The following is a 23,721-nucleotide window of genomic DNA, read 5'->3' as shown; positions in this document are numbered from 1 at the left end:
TAATGCATAAACTAAAAGAACATATTGCAAATCTTAAAGGTCAATTGGCCGATATACAAAACCAATTGAAACCTTGGCTGAATAAAACTGCCAAGCAGGAAGTGCAATCCCAATTAAATGCTATTGTTAAATCATCGGACAAACTCACCAAGACAGAAGTAAACATTCCAACTGAGTTAAGAGAATTAAAATTTAAACTCATAAAAGAATTAGACAAATACAAAGAAGCCGAAGAATTGCAAAAAGAACTTTTAGAAATACTTAGTCAATATGTTTCAGCAAAGCAACAAAGCAAACCATCAAAGCCAATAGTTCATAAACAAGTAAGGAAAGTAAAAGCAACTACGCCTCAGTTTGAACTCATCAACCTTGTTAATAGTGGTCTAATTGCATCTAACACAAAAATTGTAAAGCAGTATAAGGGTTATTTGCATACTGCAACAATCACAAAAGAAGGAAAAATAAAAACCAACTATAAAAACGAAATCATTTTACATAATAGCCCAAGTTCGGCAGCTGTTTACCTTACTCAAAAAGCACAAAACGGGTGGACTTGGTGGCAAGTAGATGGTGATGCAAAAGACAGAACACTCGATTATTATCGTCAACAATATTTAAAGCAAGCAAATGAAACAAGAAGATAACGAACTGCTAAAAACAATGTGTACACAGTACAACCTTTCATTTGAAAAAGTGGAAAAGCTTTTAGCTACTGTAAAAGAATACCAATTCAAAGACCGCAGAACTGGGGTGTACGATGCTTTGAAAGAAATTATTAAAACTGACCTTAAAAAAGCTAGCAATGAAATTTAATAAACTCACCATAGAAAACTATAAGTCATTCCAGTTTCCTACTGCCATAAACTTTCCACAAAGTAGCGAAGGCAAAAGTATTTTCTTAATGGGAGGTATGAATGGTGCTGGAAAAACTTCGGTAATGGAAGCCATCAATATTTGTTTGTATGGAGGTAAGCCAGAAAATATTTATAAAACCATAAACCGCAAAGAATTATCAAAAGGCAATGCTTTTGTTTCGTTTGAACTGGAAATGGAAACCGATGATTTTAAAACACTAATGGTCCACAGGTCTTGGAGTGCCGGTGCTACTGACAGTCCTAAGTTTAAAGACTTGGAAGAAAAGTTGGTTGTAGTGCAGGATGGCAAAAGAGTAAGCGTACAAAACAAAGAAATGTGGCAAGATTATATCAATGCTACCATTCCAAAGGGTATTACTCAATTCTTCTTTTTTGATGGGGAGAAAATCCAAGAAATTGCATCCGATGACCATTCAGAAGTTCGTTTACAATCATCGTTAGAAGCTGCATTGGGCATTCAATATATTTCTCGATTATCTGCTGATGTATTGTATTTAAAGCAAGAAGAAAGAAAAGGTTTTGTTGAAATATCAGATGAAGACATTGACTTCAAAGAAAGTGAACTCAAAAAAGAACAGCGTAAACTGCAAAACAAAATTCAGGAACGCAACGAACTGAATACTGAATTAGAGAATTTTAAGAATGAAAAAGACGATGCACAAGCAAGGTTCAAAGCAATTTTCAACTTAGACCCTGAGAGTTCAGAAATCATCAAACAAAAGGAGAAAAAACGTATTCAGTTATCTAATAAAAGCAATCAGTTAGACAATCAAATTAAAACCTTGACTGAACAATTTTTGCCCTGGGCTATGGCTGGTAGTTTATTTTCCAAAGTGAAAAGTCAAATAGAATTAGAAAGAGAAAGCCAAAAGCAGAATGCGATTTCTGAAAATGCAGTTGAGTTAGCAAAAGAAATAGTAGATAAAATTGAATTGCCTGAACCCATTACAGACAAACCGTTATCAACCGAACAAAAAGCTAAATTAGAAGAACGAGTTTTATTGTTATTACAACAAAATCACTCAAAAAGCGATATTCAAAAAATACTCAACCTGTCGGATAGAGATGCTGCCAAAGTATTGAACCGCATTGAAGAAATAGAGCAAAGTGATGTATTGCAACTAACCGATTTGATAAAAGAAAAATCAGAACTTGATTTTGAAATCAAATCATTAGAAACAAGTTTGGCTAGTGCAGGATCAACCGAAAGTGAAAGAGAATTATTTGCCGAATTGCAAAACATCATTGAAAGCAGCCAAACACAAATAGGCAGGTTATCGGTTAAAATTTCTAACATCAATGAAGAAATTGTAATGCTGGAAACCAAAATAAAAGACATTGAATTAGAAATAAGTAAGCTATATGAAAAGCACAATTTCTCAAAAGAGAAAGCTGATTTTATTCAAGAATGCGACACAATAGCAAACTTAATGAATGCCTATATGGTGAAGCTTCGTAAAAACAAAGTTCAATTACTGCAAGAGAAAACATTTGAAATGTATAAAATGCTTTCAAGCAAAGCAGGATTAATAAAAGACTTAGAGATAAACGATAAAACCTACGAAATAACAGTGAGGGATAAAAGTGGTCACGAGGTAAAAAAATCAAGTTTATCAGCAGGCGAAAAAGAAGTATTTGCATTGTCATTGCTTTGGGGCTTGGCTCAAACATCACAACTCAATTTGCCAATTATTATTGATACGCCACTTTCAAGATTAGATAGTATTCACAGAGATAATATTGTAAAACATTATTTCCCAAATGCTGCTAATCAAGTAATCATTCTTTCCACCGATACCGAAGTGGATAATAACTATTTCAAAAATCTTGAACCAAACTTAACTGGTGCAGCACGTTTAGAGTTCAACCAAAACAATGAATTGACAACTGTTCGTGAAGGTTACTTCTGGAACTAAAATTAATATTATGGCAGACAGACTATATACATCACAGCGTACAGATGAAATTATAAGTGCCTTTAGAGCATACACCAAATTAGACAAAGCTATTTTGGCTCGTATGGCATTTTCTTATTCATTGGTTCATATCGGTAAATCAGTTGCTAAAAGCAACAATTTTTCAGGCGGTGAAATGAAACGACCAACATTCGTTGGCAGCGATGAAATCCTACTAAAAACATTATTAAGTCAAGTGTATGAAATAGACACTATTGATGAAAATGATTTTTATAGCAATAAGTCTGTTATAAAAGACCACGTTGATAATGGAGCTTTATTAATGTGGGAAGTTTTTCAAAAAAATGGCGAAGACATTAACCGTTGGTACACCGAAATAGTAAATAGCATTCAGCTAAGTGGAGGCAAAGATGTAAAAACAAAAGACCTCGATATTTTCATAGGCAGAAGTGTGTTACAAAACAATGAATTGATAATGTCAATGAATGATACAGCTAAACACGCCAATTCTCATCTTGCTATAATGGGGAAACCAGGTGTTGGTAAAACACAGTTTTTATTAAAGCTCTTGGCAGACATTAGAGTACAATCAAGCTATCAAACTAATTTCATTTTCTTCGATTATAAAGGTGATGTAGTAAGCAATGATACTTTTGTTGATGTTTCAAGAGCAAGAACCTATAAGCTTCTACAAAACAATGAAACCTTACCTGTAAGTCCTTTTATTTTACCTGCATATTCCGAACAAGACATTCAATTATCAGCAAGAGAAAAAGCGGAAAGTTTTTCATCAATCAATTCAAAATTTGGTCCTGTACAAAAAGGAGCATTAACAGCGGCAATTGTTGCTGGCTATGCAGCAAGAGCAAATTCTGAAAAACCATATCCAGATTTTAATGATGTACTTCAAATTGCCTTAGCAAGCTATGAAGAAGAAGGAAAAAATGATGATACATTAATTGAGGTGTTAAGAGATTTAGCCAATTTCAATTTGTTCTGGTCCCACAATTCTTCAGTACCGCCAATGGACAAAATAAGTAATCGTACTATGATTATTGATGTTCACAAAATGCCAGTCCTGAAAGAGTTAATCGGTTACCTTGTTATAGAAAGACTTTATAAAGAAATGGCTGCAATGCCAGACAGCCCAATAAAAGATGGACGAAGAACCATTAGAACTATTTTGGTAATTGACGAAGCACACAACTACTTAGGACAGAAAAATATTTTCCTTGAAAAAATAATAAGAGAAGGTCGTTCTAAAGGCATTGTTGTTTTCTTTGCTTCACAATCACCGTCAGACTATCAACAAAAGTTTTTCAACTTTCAAGAATTGCTTGAGTTCTCATACATATTCCAAAGTGACGGTGCATCAGCAAAAGAGATACAAGACATTTTAGGTTGTAGCCCCAAGACCGCAAAAGACCTGCAATCAGAAGTAGCAAGGTTAGAACCTTTTCAAGTCATAAGCAGAAGTATGGTTAAAACGGAAGAATTTACAAAATTTAAAGCAGAAGCATTTTATAAGAACTATTGATAATAAAAAAACTCTTACAACTTTTAATGCAGCAAATTCAATTAAATATCATTCCGTTTACACCAGTTGTAAGTAAAGGCACTTTCTCATTCTATGGTGAGAAGCAAAGAGGCTTTGCACCTATCTATTGGGGTAAAATTATGGAAACCTTCCCCGAAGGCAGAGAAGCAAAGCACAGGAATTACTATACTGATTTCCAAGTACCACGAGAAGGTGCAATTACCACAGAAATAAAGTTTGCTGATGCTATAAACTTTTCACTCCATTATTTCCGCCATTTGGTATTTAATTATTTCAAAGGCATTGAAGGTGCAATTGTGTTTCCGAATTATGTAGATGATATTGAAGTATGGTTTAAAGACCCATTACACAAGAATAAAGTATATCAGCTTTACAATAATTTCACAATCAAAGTTCAGTTCAACCAAGTTACTGCAAACGGTTATGAATTTGTAGTAGCATACAATGGCACTTCTAAAATATTGCACAAAAGCATTTCCGAAATAGCTGATTTTGATACCACCAAATACAACCTTGTCAATTGTAATGGCACAGTGTACAAGTATGAGAAAATGCCAGAAGATTTAAGGCAAAACCAAGAAACACTGTACCCAATTTTAAGCAATACACTAAAGAAAGAATTTATCATTGAGAAAGATGAACTGAAGAAAGAAAACCGTTTCCCAATCTACTTAAAGCATTTAGAGAACTTCTATAATACCTATCTCAATACAGATGCTTTTAAAGCAATGTTCAAGCTCAATAAAGATGGTTTCTACAAAGTACCCAACAACAAAGTATTTGAAACACACCAGAACTCAAACCTACTGGAGTTTAAAGGAGGTAAAACAGAAGTAAACCCAGGTTATGGTATTTGGAAACACAAACCATTAAAAGCATTTACCGAAGACCACGTTAAACTGTTTTTCATCTATCACAAAGACGATGGCGAGTACATAAAAGACACTTTGTATGATTACTTTATAAACGGTTGGCATAAGCCTGTGAATAAGGTTGAAAAGCATATAACAAACCTTCAAAACTACATCAATCAAACCCTTAGCATAGATAAGTCTAAAAGAATAGTATTTGAAAACAAGGAAACTATTTTTGAAGAAGTAGCCGAGCAATTAAAGGAGTTTAACGATACCAGTTCAAGATTTGTGGCCATATACATTAGCCCAATATCAAAAACAGAAAAAGACCACCCACAGCACTTTGCTTATTACAAAATCAAAGAACTGTTATTGAACAAAGGAATATCCTCACAGGTGCTTTACAAAGAGCATTTAAGCAAAGAAGATTTCTACTACTTCATACCTAATATTTATGTGGCTTTATTGGCTAAAATAGGCGGTATTCCGTGGCGTTTGGCAAGAGTAAAGGAAGATGAAATAATAATTGGTGTAGGAGCATTTAAACCACAAGGTTCTGCACATAGGTTTGTAGGTAGTGCTTTCTGTTTCAGTAATGAAGGAGTATTTGAAAACTTCGACTGTTTTAGAGAAGATGAAACCGATTTATTGGCAGGATCAATAAGCAATGCTGTTGAGAAATTCATAGAGAAAAACCAAACAGCAAAAAGAGTAATCATCCATTTTTACAAAGAAATATCCGATAAAAAGGAGTTGCAACCCATACTTAAAATGTTAGACAATTTGGGTGAAAAGGATTTACCAGTAATAGTAGTAACCATCAATAAGACAGATAGTAAAGAGTTATTAGGTTTTGATTTGGGCAGTCCGGGCAGAATGCCTCGTAGTGGTAGATATGTAAAAGTTGGTTACAATTCTTATTTACTGTTCAACAATACACGATATGCAGAGGATAGCAAGCTATTCCCAAAAGATTACCATTTCCCAATCAAGGTTTCAATAACAGCAACAAAAGAAGAATTGGTAGAAGATGTAGAAGTAGTAAGAGAATTGATAGACCAAGTATATCAGTTCAGCCGAATGTATTGGAAAAGCATCAGCCAACAGAATTTACCAGTAACAACCAAGTACCCCGAAATGGTGGCAGAAATTTACCCCCATTTTCAGGAGGATAATTTACCTGACTTTGGCAAAAGCAACCTTTGGTTTCTATAAAATTAAAATCATAATCATTTAAAAATAAATCTTCAAAAATATGTCATTACAAAAAATAACAGTCTCAATTGAAAAATTACTATTAGACCCTAACAATCCACGTTTCGCTGATATTTCAGACGACAGTTTAAATATTCCTGAAATCAGGTACAGCGAACAAAAAGTTCAAGAAGAAGCGTTTAGCAAAATGCTACATCCCAAATTTGAAGTTTTAGTACTCTCCAAATCAATTGAAACGGTTGGATTTATTCCAGTGGATAACATAGTTGTACGCAAGATAGAAAATACAGAAAACTATGTTGTAGTGGAAGGTAATAGAAGAACATCAGCAATAAAATATATCATCAGAGAATATGATAGAGGACAATCCTTGCTATCAGATGAAAAGGTAGCTGAATTGAGAAATATTGATTTATTGGTAATTGATGATGTTACTGCCAAATCTGATTATTTCGGAATGGTGATACAGGGCATTAGAAATGTTTCCGGTATAAAAGAATGGGATGCTTTCCAAAAGGCACAGTTCATTAATAATATGGAGGAAAAAGGCAAAGACCCAAATACTATTTCTAAAATGTTGGGTATGCAGGTTAAAGACGTAAATCGTTACTTTAAAACTTACAGAGTAATGATGCAGTTTAAGCAAGACGAAGAATATAAATCATATTTCAAAAACTCCCACTTTAGTCACTTTGATGAACTCTTGAAAAAGCCAGGACTAAGAACATATTTTGGTTTTAATGAAGACAGTTTGCAGTTTGAAAATTTGGAAAGGATAAGAAGATTTTACGACTGGTTAACTCCTGATGAAGAAGGTAAAGTAACTTTTGCAGATGCAAAGGAAATTAGACGATTATTTGATATGATAAATGAACCTACTGCCTTAAATTTCTTGGATGACAAAAATATAGACGGGGCTATTCGTTTTTTAGAAAGAAAGAATTTTAATAACGTTGTGACATTTGATGAGTGTATGCAAAAAATAAATGGTGCTATTGATGCCTTTAAAACGATGGTGGGTGAAGGCTATGAAAAAAACATAACTGATGATGATATGCAAAACATTGAAACATCAATTAAAGAAATGAATACACAGCTTTCTCGTATTAAAAAATTAAAAGCAAGTGAATAAAGAGGTACTCTATGATACTATCAAAAATATAGGTGCTGAAAAAATTGAGACCATTTCACTGTTAATTGACTACTACAAAAGTTGTGGTTTAAATGTTCGTAAAGCATCTGAAGAAGCGGAGAAAAGTATTAATTCATTTCTTGCATTAGTAAACGATGAAGTTATTTTCAACTCTGGGCAAAATTCCTATTGCCTATTTGATGTAAGAACAAATCAAGCAATAACATTTATAAATAAATATTATTTCAAGGTACAGGACATTAAAAATAAAATTTACAATTCAATTACGGATAGTGAATTTGAACTATTGTGTGCCAATATTCTGAAAAATTATCTTGGTGCATTGAACACAGGTGTAACCAAAAAGTCAGGTGATGGTGGTTTTGATTTTTTCGGATCAATAATTTCAAGAAATGAAAGCAGCCTAAATAGTGTAGTTTCTGTAAAAGTATTTGGTCAATCAAAGCAATATGGTGGTAACATTTCAAGACCAGAAATTGATAAATTTATCGGGTTTGCAAAACGTACCCAACACAAAGAAAACTTTACACCTTGTGTTTATATTTTCGCTACGACTTCAAATTTTAGTCCAGAGGCACTAAGTGAGGCAAATAATCAAGGCATCATTTGTTGGAATGGCTACCAATTAGCAAGTTTTATATTTCAATCTACTTCTAACAAAGAGGCAGATGTTTCCGATATAATAAAAGAATTCCTATAAATCAAAGCAGCCCCCCGACCCACCGCACAGAAAAGACGGCTTAGTGCTTTGCCAACCCACAAGGCAAACGCTTCAAAGCACTCTATGGTATTGCAGTCAGTTTTTAACTGTCATATTTTTTGTGGCTATGCTCCCCAAGCATTTGGCACATTGCCTGTTCCGCTTTGCTCCACAGCCAAAGAGCCAAGCCAACACACAGCATAGCAACAAAAAAAACGCTACACTCCAACCACCACCACCGTTCCGCTTATGCCAGTATAAAAACTGCCTGAAGCTAAATAACATAATGTGGCATTATGTGTTCGCTACGCACAGCCTTTTGCCATCGCTTATGCAAGCATCCAACCGCACAGGCTGTCACATAATAACATTATGTTAAATAGCCAATACCATAGCCATTTTGATAAAATGGAAGCCGTCTTTTCTCCCAACGCACAGCCCCCCAAAGCCACACACCCCAACCACCCTTTTCAGCGGTGCAGAAAAAAATAAAGCATTAGTTGTTGATGGCAATGTGCAATAAAAGGTTCATTCATTCCAGTTCCATTTCGTTACAGCGTTTCGCTTCGCTACACTATCTTCCACTACATTACACTTCCATTCATTTCACCATTTATTTTGCACCGCACAGCAAGAGTATTCCCTCATTCCATATTGCAAAACCAACCCTTTGCTTTCCGTGTCTTGGCTTTTGCTTTGCCACCGCTACAATGTTTTTTGTGTTGAATTAATTTACAAAAAACGCTATCACACACAAGCAAAAGCTACAAGCCACTCCAAGCACCTCCGCACTTTTTGCAACATTCCATTCAGTCATACACTTGCTTTTTCCCTACGCTACCACAGTATGGTATGCTTTATTTTTTCTGCGACATATAGCCCCAATCCAACGCACTAAAGACATTTCGTTTTTTGATTATTGATTTTGATTTAAGCCAATCGGTTTTTATCAGTGGAATTTTTATTGAAATCCTAAATACAGTTTTGAAAAGAGGATAAAAAAATAAAAATAAAAAGTGCAGCAAAATTAGGTGGCTCACACAAGCCCACGCTGATAAAAAAACCAAAAGACTACGGCATAATGAAAGGCAAATAATCTTTTATTTTTTATTGGTATTTGCCTTTCACCCTTCGGGACTTATTCCGTTTCCTTTTGGTTTTTAGCCACGCCACCTATCAGAATGCTTTCTTTTTTTTTCTGTTTTTTTTCTTTGTCAAATTATATATGTGTTGCGGAGCGTAAGCGAAGCAAAGCACAGGCAAGGGCAAAAGCAGATACAAACTTTAAAGCAAGTATTATGCACAGTCCAAAAATTCACACATTCAATCCAAAAAATCAAACAAGCGATTTTGATGTTTACATTTTATGCAAAGGTTTAAATAGTGGCAAACCACTTGAAAAGCCTTGCCCAAATTGCTTTGTAATTTCCTGCAAAAATTCAGATGATATGGATTTTTACAAAACCCTTTCTTTCGGCTTATGGAAGGCAAAACATTTTCATCAGTTCCTTACTGGTTCAGTTATTCCATTTATCCGCATCAGTGATTTTAAAAGCACCATTAAGGCACAAGCCGAAGCAGTCAGCAAAAATAAATATGCCTTTGTGCAAGATGTCCATAAAGTAAAGCTGATAGAACGAAAAGAAAAACAGATGTACGAAACATTGGCACTCTTAGCCGATGTAAAAAAAGCAATGATGTACAGGCACTTTAAAAGGTAGCCGTATTGGCTGCCATAACCTGGGGAAATGCTTTTGCACCATAAAAAATTTATATGCAAAAATAGCAAGGGGGGCAGACGCACAAAGCCAACACTAAAAAAACCAAAAGACTACGGCATAAACACAGACCCACCGCACAAGGCTATCATTTATTCCGTTTCCTTTTGGTTTTTTTATCCCCCTTGCTGTGAGAAGCATATAAATTATTTCATTATGCAAAATCATCCACGTATTTCAGCAGGCAGCCAGTTAGGCATTTGTCCTTTTACTCCGCAGGTTCTCCATCAGCACTTGCAGCTTTCACCTTTTGCTTATCAGCGTTACATCCGCAGGTCTCGGTTAGCCCATCAGCCAGTTTTTGGCATCAAGGTTTATCAGCTTCCTTGTGGTTGTTTCGTTTGGTGTTATCCATCAGGTGTTCGTGAGCTTTCAGCATTGCCCTTTTAGGGCTTTGCTATTGCTTTAAAACAAGAAGCCCCACCACAAGGGCAGGGCTTCTATTTAACCGATAAGAAAGAAAGCTATTAGGCTATTTCAACAATGTTTAACACGTTGTAAGCACCATTTTTTAACGAGTATTGAATACCGTTTACTTCTTGGAAAAACTCTATTGTTAAGAAATAAAGTTTTGTACCTGCACCTGCTGGAACAGCAGCAGGAATTAAATTGAATGGTGTGTTAGTGCCATCAATTGCCAAATTTTGCACAGGGCTGTATTCAATTGCACTCACTTCATTTACAAAATCCACATCAGCAAACGCAGATTTAAAACTAACGTGAGTTGCTCCAGTAGGGTAGTAAATATCATTGATAGGGGTGAATGCAGGGAAAGCAATATCACCAGTACCAGTGTTTACAGTGAACGGTGCAAATATTACACTACCCAAAGTTGCACTATCGTTGAAGTCAAATCCTTTCAACAAGGCTTTTGCCATCGGGTCCGCAATTCCGATACCTACATTTCTTTCACCTCTTGGAGAAGTGGCATCGTAGTTTTTAATCTGTGTCATTATTTGCGTTAAACGACTTGTAACACGGTTGTCACTTGCGTTCATCATCAAATTACGAACAGCATTGCGGAGTAATTTTCCAGCACTTGCAGAGCTTCCAAATTCGCTACCGTTTTCACGGGTACGCTGAAAGTTAGGATCATTGGCTATTCTGTCACCAGATACACCACTTTTTGTTTTCACAAGATGTCCATCCTGTGTTTTGTAGAAGGTAAGGTTATCCAATGTACCTTCTATTTTTAGTAAGCCTTTTAATCTTGCCATTTTGTTATTTATTTAAATTGTTAGTAATTACTTTTTTGTTGCGATACAGCCTTTACAAAACCTGTATCTATTTTTTACATTATACTTTCTGAATAGCCAGGGCGGACAAACTTTTTCAGCCCCACATTCCCAAAGTCCTTTTCTTTCGCTTGATGCTTTCCGCATCAAATCTTCAAGCCTTGCATCAGTATCAAAATTGATGTAGTGCCAAGCCCAACCATTCGCAATAAGTATTTCATCCAGTCTTTGCCCATCCACATATACCATTGCCAATTCTCTACCGTACACATCAGTTTTCAATACTTCAAACTTTACCACCTTACCAAGTATCAAGGCTTTTACATTGAGCCAAGAGTTGAAACCCCAGTGTTGATTTAGTTCGGGAGCATCAACATTTAATAACCTTATTGTATGCTCCTTTGCAGTTGTTTTAAGAACGTATGTATCGCCATCCTTAACTTTCATCACCCTTGCTTCTTCTTGCGAAAAAGCGGCTGTAAAAGCCGTTAAAAACAAAACCGATACAATTATTTTCTTCATCACGATACAAAACTATAATGCTTTATAAGGCTCTACAAATAACCACTTCCGACATTTCCGTTATTGCCACATTATTCCAACAAACACACTTTTACCACTCACAAAAACATATTATCTTTGCAATGTTTACTTTATACCTGATGTATGGATAGAGTATGAAAAGAGTAATTTAAAATGAACAGACTGTGTATTTATCCGAAAGACATTCAGATAATCACAGGCAAAAGCGACAGATATGGTAGATACCTTATTAAGAGGATTAAAGAGTACTTCAACAAGCAGCAACACCAAGTTGTTACCGTTGAAGAGTTCTGCCAGTATATGGGCTTACAATTGGAAGCAGTTGTTAGTCAATTAAGATAGTGTAAAAACTTATCTTCGCCTTTTGCTTATGATAAGGACAAACACACTCTACACCGAACAACATATTTTCTTTTCTTTGTGCTGTACTTGCACTTGTTTTAGTGGGTTTTGTTGCCCAGTTGTTGCCCAAATAAATACGCAACCTCTGAAACCCTTTATTAATAGGGCTTTACATTTTAGCTTAACAATTTGTATCGGAAAGTAACTGGACTGGATAATAATTAATAACGAATAAATAATAATGTATATAGTATTGATAAATAGATATATATAGTTTTTAGTTTTAGAGTTTATTATTGCTTTTCGTCGCACTCCTGGCGTTTTAATTTTAATCGAAACGAACACGCCCCTGATAACATTTGTGAGGAAAATCGCCCGATCAGCCGAAAATCATTTATATCGGTTTATTAAACGATATTTTGAAATATCGTCTAAAAAAGCGATATTTGCCGGAGCATCCACAATTTATGATTGCAGTCATTACAGGAGATATCGTATCGTCGAGGACCCGGCACAGCGATTGTGGTTACCCAATTTAAAAGGGGTTCTGAGCCAATATGGGGCTGAGGGCAAAACCTGGGAGGTTTACAGGGGTGATAGTTTTCAGATTGCGGTGAAAGCGCAGGTAGCTTTGAGGTTGGCTCTTCACATCAAAGCAGCGATCAGGCAAAAGCCGGGGTTGGATGTGCGAATGGGTATCGGAATAGGAAAGCAATCCTCGAAAATAGTAAAAATCACAGAAGCCAGCGGAGAAGCTTTTGTGAAATCCGGCCAATGTTTTGACAGTTTAAAAAAGCAAAATTTGGCTATTTTGTCGGGAGAAACGGAATTGGACAGTAGCTTAAACGTGATGTTCTCATTGGCTTTACTGACCATGAACGACTGGAGTGTTGCCGTGAGTAAAGTCATCGTAAAATGTTTGGAAAATCCAGGGCTTGAATCAAATGGATATTGCAAAAAAGATGAAAAAATCGCAGAGTACCGTAAGCGAAGCATTGAAGAGGGGAGGTTATGATGAGGTAATGAACATGGAGCTCTATTTTCAACTACAAATGGGTCGCAAATCATGAATATTTTACTTTTGTTGATACTGGCACATCTGCTTGGCGATTTTGTTTTGCAACCTGAAAAGTGGGTACGCGATAAAGCGGAAAAGAAAGGCCGATCCGTTTATTTGTATTTGCATATTCTCGTTCATGTTGGTTTGTTGTTTACTCTTTTGCGTTTTGATTGGACGCATTGGCCTGTTATAGCGATTATTTCCGGGTCGCATTATTTGATCGATTGGATGAAAGTTTCATTGAGCGGCAGGTGGAATGGTAAATTTTTGTTCTTTGCCGATCAGGTATTGCATTTTGCTGTATTGTTTGCAGTCGCTCATTTCTATTTTTCGTTTAACTTTTCATCAGCGTTTATAGTTGAAGACTCAAGCATTCTTTTCATTTTAGGTTTGATTTGTGTGACCAGGGTCTCTTCGGTAATCATGATGTATTTGCTGGCTTCCTGGAAATTTGAAGATGCCGAAGCAGATGATTCGCTGAAGAACGCCGGAAAATACATCGGGATGTTGGAGCGTCTGTTCGTGTTTGGATTTATCTTGTTGAACCAATGGCAGGGTATCGGTTGGCTGATGGCCGCAAAGTCGGTATTTCGCTTCAACGACCTCTCCAGGGCCAAGGACCGAAAACTCACTGAATATTTTCTTATGGGAACGCTGATTAGTTTTGGACTGGCAGTTTTATGGGCCCTTCTCTATCTCTATTTCAAGGATGCACTTCAATGATTGTTAACTGGTTCAATTCTGATTGTCAGCTTCCTGAATTTTGGCATTATAAATGTATATTTACAGATAAACCCATCGAGAAATTTGGTAAAAGACCAGGCCTGGCCGCAATGGAGGATCATATGCATGTTCTGCATCTGTGTGGTGTTTATCACCACCTCCACTTCACAGTATTACAAAGTACACCACATAGCCCCTGCACCCTGGTTATACGGGCACGATGCCAATGAAATTATTCTAGCAACACCTTCAGACACTACCATAACTATTGAAGTTCGTAAAAGCGATGGAAGCTACTTAGCCACGCTTACTGCCAAAAAAGGGTCACCAGCGGTTTACAGGCCCCTGGGCAATTTCAGAGATTTTAACAGGCATGCTTTGAATATACTACTAAAAGGTGCCGGATTAATCTTCAAAAGTGATCAGATCTTTTCGGTAAACCTTCGAAATATTGCATCCGACCAATTGGGAACAGATGCCTATATCAAAGGAAATGCATCTCTGACCAGTCTGGGCAATCCGGGAATCGGACTTGCTTTCAGGGTGGGTTATTACCGCGATGGACCCTTACCTTCGGAATGGCCGATCTATTCGATCATGGCTCTCTACGACCGAACGCAGATTTCTATAAACGGCAGTGTGACGATCGAACTGAATTCAGGTGAGAGTTATTTATTTAGAAGTGCAATGGGATCTTTGGTGGAATCTTCAAAGCCCTGCGTGATGAATACCTGTGCATTTTTAGATGCACCTGGTGGTTGTGGCGATGGTACTTTTGATCAAATCCCTCCGGTAAACAGCCTGGGCAATCGCTATTTTATTGTACGCACCCAGGAAATTCCATCAGTGAGCAATCAACCATAGTGGCCACTGAAGACAGCACCCATCTGATCATCAACAGGTACAGCTCAACAGGTAGTTTTATATCAACATCTAATCTGTTGCTTCAGAAAGCAGGTCTTTTTCATTCGATATCAAATGGAGATGGTGCTACTCCATTTTCAGTAGCCGAGGTCTTCAGCGATAAAAATTGGCCGTGTTTACTGGCTCAGCTCAATCCTGTGAAGTCGATGTATCGACGAGCTTTCCGGTTTCATCAAAATGTAATGGCTCGAATTTTATTGAAACCTCGCACTTTAAAGCTTATCGGGGAAATGGCCTTCCCCTATTTTTGTTATATCCTGCTCGAAGATGCTAGCGCGAAAGTGGATTTTAATGGAAAAGGATATCGAATCGATCGTTTCTCAGAGAAGGCAGATCGGCTCCACCAACTGGTTTATGATCAATTTCAACAGCAACCAGGTGGGCAATCCTCAAACCATATCCATTTCGAGTGCAGTAAAATTATATGTGGCGATCATACAAATCGGAGGTGGTTTTTCGATGTCGGCTACTTTTCAAATCTCATCGATCAACCTCCTGTTCCCAATGTATTGTACATCCGTCAGGGTGACTGTCCTGCAGGGTCTGCTTTGCTTTCGGCAGGAACCCATGCCAGCGATTATCAATGGTATCTTGACGGGAAAGCCCTATCAGGGGCCCATGATAGTGTTTTTATAGCGACAAAGGCCGGTGTTTACCACATCGGCGGACATTTACCTTGCGGCGAATATCAGGAATCGGCACCTGTGTCTGTGGTTTTTGATAGCGTGCCTAACGGACGTTTGGTTGTGGAAAGCTGTGCTTACTACCAATGGTATGATTCGACCTATACAGAAAGCGGAATGTTTACAAAGCTGGTTCAAAATGAAAAAGGTTGTGATAGCCTGGCTACTTTGGAATTACAGATCCATAAAAGTACTCAATCGGAGTGGAGCGAAGAGGCCTGCAGCGAATTTACCTGGTTGGTCAATGGTAAGACCTATATGAATAGCGGTACTTTTCGCGATACCCTGATCAATGATAAAGGTTGCGATAGCATCCTTTCCCTGAATTTAACGATCCACCCATCCAGCTTTCAAACACAGGTAGTTGAAGCCTGTAAATCCTATTTCTGGTCTGTTTCCGGATTGCAATACGATAAAAGTGGCTTTTACCGAGATACCTTGATCAATCATCGCGGCTGTGATTCAATTCTGGAATTGCAATTGCAAATTGTAGAACCTTCTTTTTCAAAAAGTTCGATCCGGTCATGTCGCGAATATACATGGCCCGTAAATGGCACCAGGTATGATCGGAGTGGCCTGTATAGAGATACGCTTTTGACGGCGAAGGGTTGTGATTCTATCCTTGTACTCGAACTGGAGATCCTTGGTGAAGACAGAATGGAAGAATCTGTTGACGTTTGCGAAACGTACGTATGGCCAACGAACAATCGTAAGTATTGGAAAAGCGGAACCTATACAGAACGGTTTAAAAATGCGGATGGATGTGATTCGCTTCGGATTCTGCATTTGAATATACGGGAACGGAGCAGCGACACACAAAGGATCGCTCTGTGCAATCGGTACCAATGGCCCATCAATGGCCGGGATTATACCAAAAGTGGCCTGTATACAGATACACTGGTCAATCATTTGGGCTGCGATTCCATTGTATTTCTGGATCTCAGCATTTTTCGGGATTATAACTTGCGGGATACTCAAAGGCAATGTGGTGAATATTATTGGTATGCTGCAGACAGAACCTTTAAAGCCGGTGGCGATTACCAACTCAATTTACAAACCCATCAGGGCTGTGATTCTGTGATAAACTTACACTTACATATAGATCCGCAATATTTAGTTGTCGATACCGTAAACGCCCTGGATCGCTTTTTTTGGCCGGTCACCAATAGGTTGTATGAGCAAGAGGGGATTTTTGAATCGCATTTTCAAACAACAAATGGATGTGATTCGCTGCATGTCCTCATTTTGAAAATTAGAAAACGCGGCGATGTTTTTATTCCCAATGTATTCACGCCCAATGGCGATGGTGTCAATGACCGTTTTATTGTTTTTTCAACTCCTGAGATCAAAGAAATCCAACGACTTCGCATTTACGATCGCTGGGGGCAGATGGTCTTTGAGCAGCATCGTTTTCCGCCAAATGAATATGCCTTTGGCTGGGACGGAAAGTTCAATAGCCAAATATCCAATCCTTCCGTTTTCGTGTGCACCGTGGAGTGGGTCGACAACGAAGGTGGATTTCATATGTTATCGGGAGATGTGACCTCATACGCTGAAAATCAAATTTTGATATCAAATGTGATTCGAAAGTGGATTCTAAGATTTTGGATAGCTATATTCAAGGAACACAAATTTTAATTTTTTGGGGAAAGTATTGGTCGTTCAGAGTCCATGTATGTGCAGATTTATAAATCAATAAGGGCCATCCATTCCTTTGTTTGGTTTTTCTGTGGAGTGGAATTTAGGCCATCCCTTCCAATTAAAGCATATCCAATTTTTCAATCCGCACCAAAGGTCCCGGGCAAAGGGCTTGGTGGCAGAGTTTGCACTGGTTAACCATGTAAGTGTAATGATAGGCTGCTGAGTCTGAACCGGTTTTTTTCAATTGCTGAATGCTTTCCAGATATAAGGCTGCAAAAGCTTTAAATTCGGGTGAAGCAGCTTTTTCAGGTTCAGTGGCATGGGCAGTAAGGATTTTTTCGTATTCCAGGTTTAAACTTATGGATTCTTTTAATCCTATTTTTCTTTAAGCTGGATGGATTCATCGAACATTTCCCGCATAAGTAAGGCCAATTCGCTATCTCCGTTGGGATTTATAATTTTTTGGAACCCGCTGATGGAGCCGCACATTCCTTATCAGGGCCTTTACATGAAAGCCAAAACAAACTTATGCAGACCGGTACCAGTAACAATAGCCCTACCCATTTCATCTTCATTTGAATAAATTATGGCACAAAAATAAGGATGGAAAACTGGAGAAATGCCACAACAAAGTATAATTCTGGTTATTCGGGGTCAGAATCCGGATCCGGAAATGAATATGGAAATGTATTAAAAATATTATCTTAGCTTAGCTTAGTAAATGCTGCTTTAAATATGAAACAACTTTCACCAATTGGAATCAAATTATTGGAATCTTTGAAGGCTAAACCCATCAATGAAGATCAAATTAATCAATTGTTGTTAAACGAATCCTTAGATGATGAAGAGAAGCAATTGTTGCTGCAAACCTTCAAAAAATGGTTTCTGAAAGACGCCAGCGACCGGGATTTTATTGTTTAGGCCTGGGGTCATTTATTGGATTCATAAGTTGTGTCTTGACCATGATGGATGTCATTCCTGGTTTAAATGGCTTTTTCCTTTACGGACTGACAACTCTTGCCATTCTGGTGGTATTGTATGGTTGTTATTTGGTTTTTGAATAGATTACAGATCCGTTTTTGTTTAGGAAAATCAGAGCATTGATATCAAATCCAAATGACATACCCACTTCTTTGTTAGAACACCTCGGTGGCTAAACATTTGATTTTGCCTTACATGAAAAGAGCATTCAGCTTTTGTAAGTTCTTGATATGAATCCCTTCCTGGTCAATGCTGATTATTTTATCATCTTTGAGTTCAGTCAGGTTTCGGATTAAGGTTTCTTTTGCAATGCCACAATATGAAGCCAAATCCTCCCTGCTTAAATGAATGGTTTGTTTATTCATCTTTTTGGATAGAGAATGCAAATGGAAAGCTACCTTTTCTCTCACATTTCCAAATGAGTTTACGGCCAATCTGGCAAGATGTTGCTGACATAGAGCTGAGAAATAATTCTGAAATGAAGTCCATAAATTTTCGTGGAGAATTATTTCTTCCAGCGCTTTTCTTGAAATGGTTTTAATAATTGAAGTTTCAATCACCTCGCAGTAACTGTGAAAATTATTTTGAAAAAGGTGAGTAAGACCAGCAAACCCCGGACCCGTATGAAAATCAAAAATAAACTCTTTCCCTCCCACGGTTTCAATGCCTTCTTTCACCATTCCACTTTCGAGAAAATAAATGGTATTTACCTTTTCGTTAGCCACCCAAATTTTACTTCGCTTACCAAATTCTTTGGATTCGCATTGATCTATCAAAGATTTGACGTTTGGAAAAATCTCGAGTTTTTCAAACTCAATGATTCCGGAGAGTGTCCTGTTTGATCGATTTTTGGCCAATTCCTGGTATTTTGCTAATTTTTTTGGATTACTTCCAATAAATCAGCATCATCAAATGGTTTTATCAGGTAATCTTCGGCCCCTAAATTCATTCCTTTCCTGAAATCCTCTTTTTCGGCTTTTGCAGTAAGAAATATCAGAGGTATGGTTTGTAATGCCGGATCTTGCTGTAAAATTTTTAACACCCCAAATCCGTCAAGATTGGGCATCATGATGTCACATAGGATAATATCCGGTTTATGTGCCCTGGCAGCTTGTACCCCTAATAAGCCATCTGACGCGGCATATACTTCGTAATTCGACAATTCAAGAATTTCCTGAATATTTTCGCGCATTTCATTGTTATCTTCAATGATAAGAATTTTGCTTTTAATGTTCATGATCTCCAAGTCTTATAATGATTCTTGTTCCTTTATTTTCTTCTGATTCAAATTTGAGCATTCCCCCAATAGAATCGAGGTATTTTTTTACAATATTTAAACCTAGCCCGGTGCCTTGTATATTTAATACATTGGAAGCTCTGTAAAAAATGTCAAAAATAAATTTTTGTTCTTCTTTCGGGATTCCGATACCATTATCTTGTATCTCTACTATAAATTCCGTAGCTTCCTTAAATAAACTTACTTTAATTTCAGCATTATCACCGCTGTATTTTATAGCATTGGATATCAGATTGCTAAGGATATGCCTGATGCATGTTTTGTCAGAATGAATTTCATAATCATCCATTTCAATTCTTGCAGAAAACAATAAAATCTGGTCGTTCTTTTTAAGATAATTAAAATCTTCCACCAGTTCCTGTATGAACCCCCGCAGGGAAAATAATTCAATTTTGAGATTAAATTTTCCTTCCTCAAATCTGGTAAGGCTTAAAAACTCATTTAGAATACCATTGAGGTAATGAATGTTGCTTTTTATTTTTTGAATATGTTTATTTCGTTGTTCAAGCTGGGATTCCTGATGGTATTTATCGATCAGGCTTAATGAACTCAGGATGGTTGCAAGTGGGGTCCGGAATTCATGAGAGGCGACAGAAATAAATCTCGATTTAAGCAGATGAAGGTTCATTTCTTTTTCCAGAGCATTTACCAATTCAGCTTCTCTTGCAAGGAGTTTGGTTTCAGCCAATTTTCTTTGTGCTATTTCAAACTCCAGGTTTTTATTGATCTCGTTGAGTTGATTTAAACTTTCCTGCAATTGGCTGGTGCGGGATTCGACCAGTTTCTCAAGATTCTTGTTTAAATACCAAAGATTTTTTTCTGCCTCTTTCTGAGCAGAAAGATCGTGAATGATGCCTGTAAAATATATTTTATCTTTTATTTCAAATTTGCTGACCGCAAGTCTGAGTGGGAATAATTCGCCATTTTTTTTTAATCCCAGGACTTCCCTTCCAATTCCAATTATTTTTTTTTCTCCGGTATCCAGATGATTTTGAATGTATTGGTCGTGCTGATGATTGTGTGGCTCGGGCATGAGAATATTTACATTCTTTCCCACGATCTCTTCTTTTGGGTAGCCAAAAAGAGTTGCTGCGCTGGCGTTAACCAGATGAATAATTCCGGTCTTATCAATGATGATGACTCCGTCAATGGCGGTTTCATAGATGGACTTAAAGAAACCACTGTGGTAATGATGGTCCTGAATGTTTAATGCGGAATCTAGAGCTGACAAGGATCACAGTATTAATTGACAAAGATCATTAAAATCGGCTGATTTCGGCTATAATTTTGTGTAAAATTGAATATGAATTTAAGAGAGCCCGTCAGTTCGATTATGGTTACCACGCTGGTGACTGTGACACCGGATGATAACTTATTAACGGTTAAGAAAATATTTGAGGAAAACGATTTCCACCATTTGCCGGTTGTGCATTTCAGGGATCTGGTTGGCCTTGTATCAAAGTCTGATTTTTTACTATATTGCAATGCTCTGCTTTTGAATGAAAAGTTGGATATTCTGGAAGATCAAAAGCTGGCTTTTACCAAGGTTAAGCAAATTATGGTCACCCGTCTGGGCAAGCTTGAACCCGATGACCGCATTGAAGTGGCCATTGATGTATTTTTAACAAATTACTTACATTGCCTTCCTGTTGTCAAAGGAAACGAATTGCTGGGACTGGTTACCCCTTTTGATATTTTAAGATACATTGCATCATGATCGTAACACTTTATGGAATCCCTGATGAACATTATTTCAAGTGGAGAAATAAAGTGTTGGAAGAGATGAAAGCTTTAGAGCTTGAATTTAAGATTGAGGAATGTACGTCCCTCAATAACATTTTGCAGAAAGGGATAAAAGAAGTACCTTGTTTAATGATTGGAGATCAGATTATTGATTATAAAACATTATCAAAACACACATGAAAGCATTTAATCACATTCTTTGTCCTTATGACTTTTCAGAATTCTCAGAGCGAGCATTGCAATATGCCCTAATGCTTACCAGTTGTAGCGGAAAGAAACTCAGTTTGGTTCACGTTATGGTGAATCCCTTCCTTTTTGAAGGTGGAAATCCTATACTGCAAAGTAATGTGTTGGCCCAGGACCTTCTTTCAAAATTACGGGAAGAAGAACAGACTAAATTGGAGGCACTTAAGTCGCGAATTACCGCTGAAGCTGCCGATTTGAATGTCGATCTAATTATTGAGGAGGATAACGATATTGGGGAAGCAATTTTTGCTGTGCAGGAGCGGATCAATGCAGATTTGATAGTAATCGGGTCTCATGGTCGCAAAGGAATCAAGAGGATGTTTTTGGGCAGTGTGGCAGAAACTATATTAAGAAATTCTAATTGTCCAGGTCCTTGTTGTAAAATAATTAAATCACTATAAATTCTAATGTCATGAGTTACTTAAGCAGATTTAACAGAGAATTTCCGGTATTCGGTCCAATGACCAATTGGATTGATGATCTTTTGGGAGACGATTCTTTTAAGTCTTCTGAATTTTCCATTCCTGCAGTCAATATTCTGGAGGGTATTAAACACTACACTCTGGAAATGGCAGTTCCTGGCATGGAGAAATCTGATTTTAAAATATCAGTTGATGACAGGACAATGACTATTTCATGTGAGAAGAAAACTGAGGAAAAAGAGGAGGATAAGGGAAAAATGAAGAGGAGGGAATATAATTTTTCCAAGTTCTCAAGGAGTTTTACACTTCCTTCAGGGGCTGATGTGCAAAAAATAGGCGCTGCTTATAACAACGGAATTCTTTCAATTCATATTCCTAAAATGGAGTTGGAAGTGTCAGCAAACAGCAAGAATATCTCAGTTTCGTAAAGAAATATTATATAAGCGATTGGAGAACGAAGAAAAAGGCCAGGGGATTATCCTGTGGCCTTTTTTTATTATAAGAATTATGATTAAATTTATTGAAAAATGGAATCCCTGTTGTATCCACCTTTTTCTGTAATATCTTTATAAAATAATTCAGCTTCGGTATTCTGTTTTTCCAAAGTCCAGTCATCGGTAACTGTTGTTTCAATCCAAAGTTCTCCTGATTTCCTGAATACCTGAACATGCAGACCGAAAAACTCCCTGAAGCTATTTTCAAGGTGGGCTACGGAATTGTAAGGATGAATTTCTAAATGACCCTCTTTGTGTAAAGTTCTGCAATCTTTTAGCAGAGTTTCACTGGGAATCATATGTTCTTTTCTTGATCCACCGTGTAAACTATGTGGTTGACTGAAAAATTCCAATTTTAAAAAGGGGTATCTCTTGTGAAATTTTTCCTGTACTTGTGAAATAGTCATCGTGTCTTCAACCTGGATTAACATAGCTCAATAATTTTATTCGTGAATTGCTAAAATGGGTATTTCAATTTGAAATGCTGCTTTCTTACTAACGCTTTCTGTGATTAATCGTTCAAAAAATGATGTTTTCTCGGAATGATTGCTAAAAGGTCAATATCCATACTCACGCAATATTCTTTCAAACCCTCTAATATGTCTTCATTTTGAATGATGTGATACGAGACCCTGTCTTCCGGTAAAGAAGGATTTAGTTCATTTTCTAATAAGGTTTGAGCCAGTGTTGGGAACTCTACTATTTCATTAACAATATTGAGCACGTGAATATGTGAATCGAAAATATTGCAAATATGAACCAAGGGGGCCAGTATATCTTTTTTAGCGATTAGCTCTCTGTCATAAGCTAAAACGATATTCTTTATTTGAATGAAGTGCGAACTTTTATGCACTCCCAATACTGCTGCCGGTGATTTCCTGAAAAGATGTGTTGTCGTACTTCCCAGTAGTCGTTCCGACAAATATCCTGAACCCTGTACACCCATAACGATCAAATCGAATTTTCCCTGGCTTGCATAGGTACAGATCTGCTCTGAGGGGATACCATAATTGCAGACTGAAGTTATATTAATATTGGTAATGAGGTCCTTCTTGACTTTATTGACCAAGTCCTCCAATTGGTTTTGATAATTTTCCCGCATCGCATCCATATCCTTGGGCCCCGGGACATAAACAAAAGCATCTGCTGAAATTACAGGCAATTGGTAAATATGTAATACATGGATTTCAGCATCGGTGAGGATCCCCAGACTGATGCCATATTTCAATTGGGCAACTGAATTTTCGGAAAAATCTATAGGAATTAAAATCTGTTTCATTTAAAGTATATTAGCGATATGAAACAATTGCTCAAAGATGAGTGTTTTACAAAGATATG

General features: G+C 37.1%; 24 protein-coding genes and 1 pseudogene. 18 read left to right on the top strand and 7 right to left on the bottom strand.

Features of this window, described 5'->3' with window-relative positions:
• Window positions 1-2: 2 nt before the first annotated feature.
• From IPM34_10975 to IPM34_10935, 9 genes are all read left to right on the top strand, one after another.
• Window positions 3-644, top strand: a complete 642-nt coding sequence (locus IPM34_10975; protein ID MBK8956065.1) for a hypothetical protein — start codon at window positions 3-5, stop codon at window positions 642-644.
• Window positions 628-813 carry a hypothetical protein gene (locus tag IPM34_10970; GenBank protein ID MBK8956064.1) on the top strand — a complete coding sequence of 62 codons (186 nt, stop codon included), beginning with the start codon at window positions 628-630 and terminating at the stop codon, window positions 811-813. Before IPM34_10975 ends, IPM34_10970 begins: the two co-directional genes overlap by 17 nt.
• Window positions 803-2,791 carry a DNA sulfur modification protein DndD gene (gene dndD / locus IPM34_10965; protein MBK8956063.1) on the top strand — a complete coding sequence of 663 codons (1,989 nt, stop codon included), beginning with the start codon at window positions 803-805 and terminating at the stop codon, window positions 2,789-2,791. Before IPM34_10970 ends, dndD begins: the two co-directional genes overlap by 11 nt.
• Window positions 2,792-2,801: 10 nt before the next feature.
• Complete coding sequence (locus IPM34_10960) at window positions 2,802-4,328, top strand: DndE family protein (protein ID MBK8956062.1); 1,527 nt, start codon at window positions 2,802-2,804, stop codon at window positions 4,326-4,328.
• 26 nt (window positions 4,329-4,354) lie between these two features.
• Window positions 4,355-6,418 carry a hypothetical protein gene (locus IPM34_10955; GenBank protein MBK8956061.1) on the top strand — a complete coding sequence of 688 codons (2,064 nt, stop codon included), beginning with the start codon at window positions 4,355-4,357 and terminating at the stop codon, window positions 6,416-6,418.
• A gap of 40 nt (window positions 6,419-6,458) precedes the next feature.
• Window positions 6,459-7,550 (top strand): hypothetical protein, encoded by a 1,092-nt coding sequence (locus tag IPM34_10950; protein MBK8956060.1) that lies wholly within the window; start codon window positions 6,459-6,461, stop codon window positions 7,548-7,550.
• A complete protein-coding gene (locus tag IPM34_10945) occupies window positions 7,543-8,271 on the top strand; it encodes a restriction endonuclease (GenBank protein ID MBK8956059.1) in 729 nt (242 codons plus the stop codon). The genes IPM34_10950 and IPM34_10945 overlap by 8 nt, the downstream gene beginning before the upstream one ends.
• A gap of 1,298 nt (window positions 8,272-9,569) precedes the next feature.
• A complete protein-coding gene (locus IPM34_10940; protein ID MBK8956058.1) occupies window positions 9,570-9,992 on the top strand; it encodes a hypothetical protein in 423 nt (140 codons plus the stop codon).
• A gap of 213 nt (window positions 9,993-10,205) precedes the next feature.
• On the top strand, window positions 10,206-10,439 hold the full coding sequence (locus IPM34_10935) for a hypothetical protein (protein ID MBK8956057.1): 234 nt from the start codon (window positions 10,206-10,208) through the stop codon (window positions 10,437-10,439).
• Between the two features lie 77 nt (window positions 10,440-10,516).
• On the opposite strand, the gene IPM34_10930 is transcribed toward IPM34_10935, so the two are convergent.
• Together IPM34_10930 and IPM34_10925 are read right to left on the bottom strand one after the other, a co-directional pair.
• The gene (locus IPM34_10930) at window positions 10,517-11,266 is read right to left on the bottom strand and encodes a hypothetical protein (GenBank protein ID MBK8956056.1); all 750 of its coding nucleotides are present in this window, start codon (window positions 11,264-11,266) and stop codon (window positions 10,517-10,519) included.
• 27 nt (window positions 11,267-11,293) lie between these two features.
• The gene (locus IPM34_10925) at window positions 11,294-11,806 is read right to left on the bottom strand and encodes a thermonuclease family protein (protein ID MBK8956055.1); all 513 of its coding nucleotides are present in this window, start codon (window positions 11,804-11,806) and stop codon (window positions 11,294-11,296) included.
• Between the two features lie 830 nt (window positions 11,807-12,636).
• Between IPM34_10925 and IPM34_10920 the strand changes: the two are divergent.
• From IPM34_10920 to IPM34_10900, 5 genes and pseudogenes are all read left to right on the top strand, one after another.
• A pseudogene (locus IPM34_10920) lies at window positions 12,637-13,239 on the top strand (transcriptional regulator).
• Window positions 13,233-13,952 (top strand): DUF3307 domain-containing protein, encoded by a 720-nt coding sequence (locus tag IPM34_10915; protein MBK8956054.1) that lies wholly within the window; start codon window positions 13,233-13,235, stop codon window positions 13,950-13,952. The pseudogene IPM34_10920 and the gene IPM34_10915 overlap by 7 nt, the downstream one beginning before the upstream one ends.
• An 84-nt stretch (window positions 13,953-14,036) precedes the next feature.
• The gene (locus IPM34_10910; GenBank protein MBK8956053.1) at window positions 14,037-14,816 is read left to right on the top strand and encodes an IgGFc-binding protein; all 780 of its coding nucleotides are present in this window, start codon (window positions 14,037-14,039) and stop codon (window positions 14,814-14,816) included.
• Window positions 14,816-17,197 (top strand): gliding motility-associated C-terminal domain-containing protein, encoded by a 2,382-nt coding sequence (locus IPM34_10905; protein ID MBK8956052.1) that lies wholly within the window; start codon window positions 14,816-14,818, stop codon window positions 17,195-17,197. The genes IPM34_10910 and IPM34_10905 overlap by 1 nt, the downstream gene beginning before the upstream one ends.
• 738 nt (window positions 17,198-17,935) lie before the next feature.
• Window positions 17,936-18,121, top strand: a complete 186-nt coding sequence (locus IPM34_10900) for a hypothetical protein (protein ID MBK8956051.1) — start codon at window positions 17,936-17,938, stop codon at window positions 18,119-18,121.
• Between the two features lie 251 nt (window positions 18,122-18,372).
• Here IPM34_10900 and IPM34_10895 read toward each other — a convergent pair whose 3' ends face one another.
• Genes IPM34_10895 through IPM34_10885 form a run of 3 tightly spaced genes read right to left on the bottom strand, consistent with a single transcriptional unit; the run spans window position 18,373 to window position 20,709 of the window.
• On the bottom strand, window positions 18,373-19,038 hold the full coding sequence (locus IPM34_10895) for a Crp/Fnr family transcriptional regulator (protein ID MBK8956050.1): 666 nt from the start codon (window positions 19,036-19,038) through the stop codon (window positions 18,373-18,375).
• 14 nt (window positions 19,039-19,052) lie between these two features.
• Window positions 19,053-19,418: a response regulator gene (locus tag IPM34_10890; protein ID MBK8956049.1), complete on the bottom strand. Its 366-nt coding sequence runs from the start codon at window positions 19,416-19,418 to the stop codon at window positions 19,053-19,055.
• A complete protein-coding gene (locus IPM34_10885; protein MBK8956048.1) occupies window positions 19,408-20,709 on the bottom strand; it encodes a PAS domain-containing sensor histidine kinase in 1,302 nt (433 codons plus the stop codon). The genes IPM34_10890 and IPM34_10885 overlap by 11 nt, the downstream gene beginning before the upstream one ends.
• Before the next feature lie 72 nt (window positions 20,710-20,781).
• Between IPM34_10885 and IPM34_10880 the strand changes: the two genes are divergently transcribed.
• Genes IPM34_10880 through IPM34_10865 form a run of 4 tightly spaced genes read left to right on the top strand, consistent with a single transcriptional unit; the run spans window position 20,782 to window position 22,317 of the window.
• On the top strand, window positions 20,782-21,195 hold the full coding sequence (locus tag IPM34_10880; protein ID MBK8956047.1) for a CBS domain-containing protein: 414 nt from the start codon (window positions 20,782-20,784) through the stop codon (window positions 21,193-21,195).
• On the top strand, window positions 21,192-21,401 hold the full coding sequence (locus IPM34_10875; GenBank protein ID MBK8956046.1) for a hypothetical protein: 210 nt from the start codon (window positions 21,192-21,194) through the stop codon (window positions 21,399-21,401). The genes IPM34_10880 and IPM34_10875 overlap by 4 nt, the downstream gene beginning before the upstream one ends.
• Window positions 21,398-21,868 carry a universal stress protein gene (locus IPM34_10870; GenBank protein MBK8956045.1) on the top strand — a complete coding sequence of 157 codons (471 nt, stop codon included), beginning with the start codon at window positions 21,398-21,400 and terminating at the stop codon, window positions 21,866-21,868. Before IPM34_10875 ends, IPM34_10870 begins: the two co-directional genes overlap by 4 nt.
• An 11-nt stretch (window positions 21,869-21,879) precedes the next feature.
• Complete coding sequence (locus tag IPM34_10865) at window positions 21,880-22,317, top strand: Hsp20/alpha crystallin family protein (protein MBK8956044.1); 438 nt, start codon at window positions 21,880-21,882, stop codon at window positions 22,315-22,317.
• A gap of 89 nt (window positions 22,318-22,406) precedes the next feature.
• Here IPM34_10865 and IPM34_10860 read toward each other — a convergent pair whose 3' ends face one another.
• Together IPM34_10860 and IPM34_10855 are read right to left on the bottom strand one after the other, a co-directional pair.
• Window positions 22,407-22,814 carry a hypothetical protein gene (locus tag IPM34_10860; GenBank protein ID MBK8956043.1) on the bottom strand — a complete coding sequence of 136 codons (408 nt, stop codon included), beginning with the start codon at window positions 22,812-22,814 and terminating at the stop codon, window positions 22,407-22,409.
• Between the two features lie 80 nt (window positions 22,815-22,894).
• Window positions 22,895-23,662: a universal stress protein gene (locus IPM34_10855; GenBank protein MBK8956042.1), complete on the bottom strand. Its 768-nt coding sequence runs from the start codon at window positions 23,660-23,662 to the stop codon at window positions 22,895-22,897.
• Between the last annotated feature and the right edge of the window lie 59 nt (window positions 23,663-23,721).

Source organism: Saprospiraceae bacterium, from assembly GCA_016716185.1.
Lineage (GTDB): Bacteria > Bacteroidota > Bacteroidia > Chitinophagales > Saprospiraceae > Vicinibacter.
Note: the sequence above shows the minus strand (reverse complement) of the source record. Positions and strands in the feature narration are given on the sequence as shown.